4 protein-coding genes are annotated in these 3,771 nt (G+C 67.2%); all 4 read left to right on the forward strand.

The window, feature by feature from the left end; genetic code table 11:
- Nucleotides 1-680, forward strand: a 680-nt coding sequence (locus PARACOCCUSGL_RS0119785; RefSeq protein WP_010400705.1) for an extracellular solute-binding protein, incomplete at its 5' end; no start/stop codon positions are given.
- Nucleotides 681-715: 35 nt separating this feature from the next.
- Entirely contained in the window at nt 716-1,534 is an 819-nt protein-coding gene (locus PARACOCCUSGL_RS0119790; RefSeq protein ID WP_237701588.1) for an IclR family transcriptional regulator, read from the forward strand.
- A 44-nt stretch (nt 1,535-1,578) separates the two neighbouring features.
- Nucleotides 1,579-3,021 (forward strand): NAD-dependent succinate-semialdehyde dehydrogenase, encoded by a 1,443-nt coding sequence (locus PARACOCCUSGL_RS0119795; RefSeq protein ID WP_010400709.1) that lies wholly within the window; start codon nt 1,579-1,581, stop codon nt 3,019-3,021.
- A 460-nt stretch (nt 3,022-3,481) separates the two neighbouring features.
- Nucleotides 3,482-3,763 carry an antitoxin Xre-like helix-turn-helix domain-containing protein gene (locus PARACOCCUSGL_RS21125; protein ID WP_010400713.1) on the forward strand — a complete coding sequence of 94 codons (282 nt, stop codon included), beginning with the start codon at nt 3,482-3,484 and terminating at the stop codon, nt 3,761-3,763.
- The last annotated feature ends 8 nt before the right edge of the window (nt 3,764-3,771 follow it).

Consider the following 3,771-nt stretch of genomic DNA (forward strand, 5'->3'; position numbering starts at 1 on the left):
TTCACGACACAACAACTTGGCAATGCCCCGATGTCTATTCCGGCGAGCAGCCGCAGAGCTGGGCGGATTTCTGGGATACCGAGAGGTTCCCGGGCCGGCGCTGCATGCCCGCCTGGCCCCGCTTCGTGATGGAGGCCGCGCTGATGGCCGACGGCGTGCCCAAGGACGAGCTCTATCCCGTCGACGTGGAGCGCGCGCTGAAGAAGATCGCCGAGATCAAGCCGCATGTATCGAAATGGTGGACGACCTCGGCGCAGGCGCCGCAACTGCTGCTGGACGGCGAGGCGGACCTGTGCATGGCCTATACCGGCGCCACCTCGATCCTGGCGCTCGAGGGCGCGCCGCTTGAGGTCGAATGGAACCAGGGCTTCGTCTACTACGACTTCTTCTCGATCCCCAAGGGGGCGCCGAACTACGACAACGCGCTGAAGCTGCTGTCCTGGCGGCTGGATGCAGAACGTGCGGCGCAGCTGACCTCGGCCTATCCGGTCGCGCTGCCCTCGCCGCTGGTCTATGAGGCGGCGGACCCGGAGATCGCCAAATACTGGGCGAACAATCCCGAAAACCTCGCCAAGTCCATCGAATGGAGCCCGGATTACTGGGGCGCCGCCTCGGGCCATGGCACCACCACCAACGAGGAATACGGCCAGGAACAGCTGAACGCGCTGCTGGCGGGGTGACGTAGGGGCCGGGTTGTCGGCCCCGGCCTCATGCCATGTATAATAATAATCGCGCGGGCCGCTTTGGCCCGCGCCAGCAGGAAAAGACCAGGCGGGACATGGACAAGGCATTCGTAAAGGGGTTGCGCCTGATCGAGGCGCTGGCGCTCAGCGACGAGCCGCGCGGCGTGACCGATCTTGCCGCCGAACTCGGGCTGACGAAAAGCAACGTGCACCGGTTGCTGGCCACCTTGATCGCGCAGGGCTACGTCCGGCAGGTGCCGCCGCAGAGCCGTTATGCGCTGACCACCCGCATCTGGGAACTGGGCAGCCATGTGATCCGCCGCATGGACCTGACCCAGATCGCCCGCCCCGCCATGTCGCGCCTGGCCGAACAGACCGGAGAGACCGTGCATCTGTCGGTGCTCGACGGCAGCGACGTGGTCTATCTCGACAAGATCGAAAGCGCCCATCACATCCGCGCCCATACCAGCGTCGGCGCCCGCGCCCCCGCCTATACTGTCGCCACCGGCAAGGCGATGCTGGCGCAGATGCCCGACGACTATCTGGACCGGTTCGAAGGGCAGATGGTGCGCTATACCGACACCACCCGCACCACGCTGGCCGAGCTGCGTGAGGATATCCGGCTTGCCCGCGAACAGGGTTATGCCGTTGTCCCCGAGGGCGAATGGCGCGAGGGCATCGCCGCCTGCGCCTGCGCGATCCTGAACCGCTCGGGCGAGCTGGCGGGCGCTATCGGCATGTCGGGCCCGGATTCGCGCATCAAGCGCAAGCAACTGCGGGACATCGCGCCGCAGGTGCTGGAGGCGGCGCATGCCATCTCGGCTGCGCTGGGTTATATGCCGCGTGGCTGATCCTCTGACCCGTTGCCGATCCCGCAACCCACGAAAGGAATGACATGACCGCCGCCTATCCCGACACGCTGCTGTTCATCGACGGCCAGTGGCGGCCCGGCAGCACCGGCCGCACCATCGCCGTGACCGACCCCGCGACCGGCGAGGAAATCGGCCGGCTGGCCCATGCCGAGCGTGCTGACCTGGACGACGCGCTGGGTGCGGTCGAGCGTGGCTTCCGGTTGTGGTCCGCGACTGGCGTCTTTGAGCGTTATCGCATCATGCGGCGGGCCGCCGAGCTGCTGCGCGACCGTGCGGATGCCATCGCCGCCATCATGACGCGCGAACAGGGCAAGCCGCTGGCCGAGGCGCGGGGCGAGACCTTGGCCGCCGCCGACATTATCGACTGGTTCGCCGAAGAGGGGCGGCGCGCCTATGGGCAGATCATCCCCGCGCGCGCGGCGGGTGTGACGCAGATGGCGCTGAAGCTGCCGGTCGGGCCTGCCGCGGCCTTCACCCCCTGGAACTTTCCGATCAACCAGGTGGTGCGCAAGCTGTCGGGCGCGTTGGCGGCGGGCTGTTCGATCATCGTCAAGGCGCCCGAGGAAACCCCGGCCTCGCCGGCCGAGCTGATCCGCTGCTTTGCTGATGCCGGCGTGCCCGCGGGGGCTGTCAACCTGGTCTATGGGGTTCCGGCCGAGATCTCGGAATATCTGATCGCGCATCCGGTGATCCGCAAGATCAGCTTCACCGGCTCGACCCCGGTCGGCAAACATCTGGCTGCACTGGCCGGCCAGCACATGAAGCGCGCCACCATGGAGCTGGGCGGCCATGCACCGGTCATCGTCTGCGAGGATGCCGATATCGCCCGCGCCGCCAGCATCATGGCCGGCAGCAAGCTGCGCAATGCCGGACAGGTCTGCGTCTCGCCCACGCGCTTCCTGGTGCAGGGCGCGGCGTATGAACCGTTCCTGGACGATTTCAGCGCCACGCTGGCCGGGGCGCGCGTCGGCAACGGCTTTGACGAAGGCGTGCAGATGGGGCCCTTGGCCAACGACCGCCGCGTTGCCGCGCTGCAGGCGCTGGTCGCCGATGCGCTGGAGCAGGGCGCGCGGCTGATCACCGGCGGCGAAAGGATCGGCAACAGCGGCAACTTCTTCGCCCCGACCGTGCTGGCCGAGGTGCCGCTGTCGGCCCGCATCATGCACGAGGAGCCCTTTGGCCCGGTCGCGGTGGTCAACCGCTTCACCTCGCTGGACGAGGCGATCGCCGAGGCCAACCGCCTGCCCTTCGGCCTGGCCTCCTACGGGTTCACCCGCTCGGCCGAAACCATGCAGCGGCTGGGGCTGGAAATCGACGCGGGCATGACCACGATCAACCATCTGGGGCTGGCGCTGCCCGAAGTGCCGTTCGGCGGGGTGCGGGAATCCGGCTATGGCACCGAGGGCGGGTCCGAGGCGATCGACGCCTATCTGGTTACCAAATTCGTGACCCAGATCCCGGGATAGGCGCGCGCGCCTTGCGCTTTCGTCCATGAGCATGTCGCGCCTGGGGCGCAGGCGGGGACACTTGCCGTCGACGATGCCGGTGATGGGCGCCCCGGGGCAACGGCTGGAAATCTCCCGATGGCGCCGGGCCAGGCAGGTCTGGGGCAGCCGCAAGGGGACCAAACGACCAGGACCGCAGTCGCCCGGCACTTCGACCGCGAAGGCATGGACCCCGGGAGGTGAGTTGATGAACGTGCCGGCGTCCGTGCAGGGCCTGTTCGAGAGCGTCAAGCACAAAGCTCGCATGGGTGGTCCTGCTCAACGGTCTCGTGCTGGATCACTTCGAAGGGGCTGCATCGCCGGGGCGGTCGGCGACGCGCATAGTGGGTCGCCGCTCAGCGCCAAGCGTGATTATGCTGGTGATTGCGCATTGCCATCTGGCAAATAGTTGTTATATTAACGCCAGTCGCAGGAGGCACCGATGCAGCTACACCCCATTGCCGCGACTCCGACCCGGCTAGGAAGCCCTGTCATCACGGACGAGGAGGCCGGGGCGCTGGCGCGCACCACGGTCAATCTGTTTCGCGCCTGGGGCCTGACCGATGCCGAGGCGAGAACCCTTCTCGGTGGTATGGCGGCCCGGACCTGGGCGCGCTGGAAGGATGGCGAGATCGGTCGGATCGACCGGGACCTGAGGATGCGCATGGCCCATCTCATGGGGATCCATAAGGGGCTGCGCTATCGGCATTGCCAAGTTGGGTGATTGTGGGC

It is taken from the genome of Paracoccus sp. TRP, assembly GCF_000185925.1.
Lineage (GTDB): Bacteria > Pseudomonadota > Alphaproteobacteria > Rhodobacterales > Rhodobacteraceae > Paracoccus > Paracoccus kondratievae.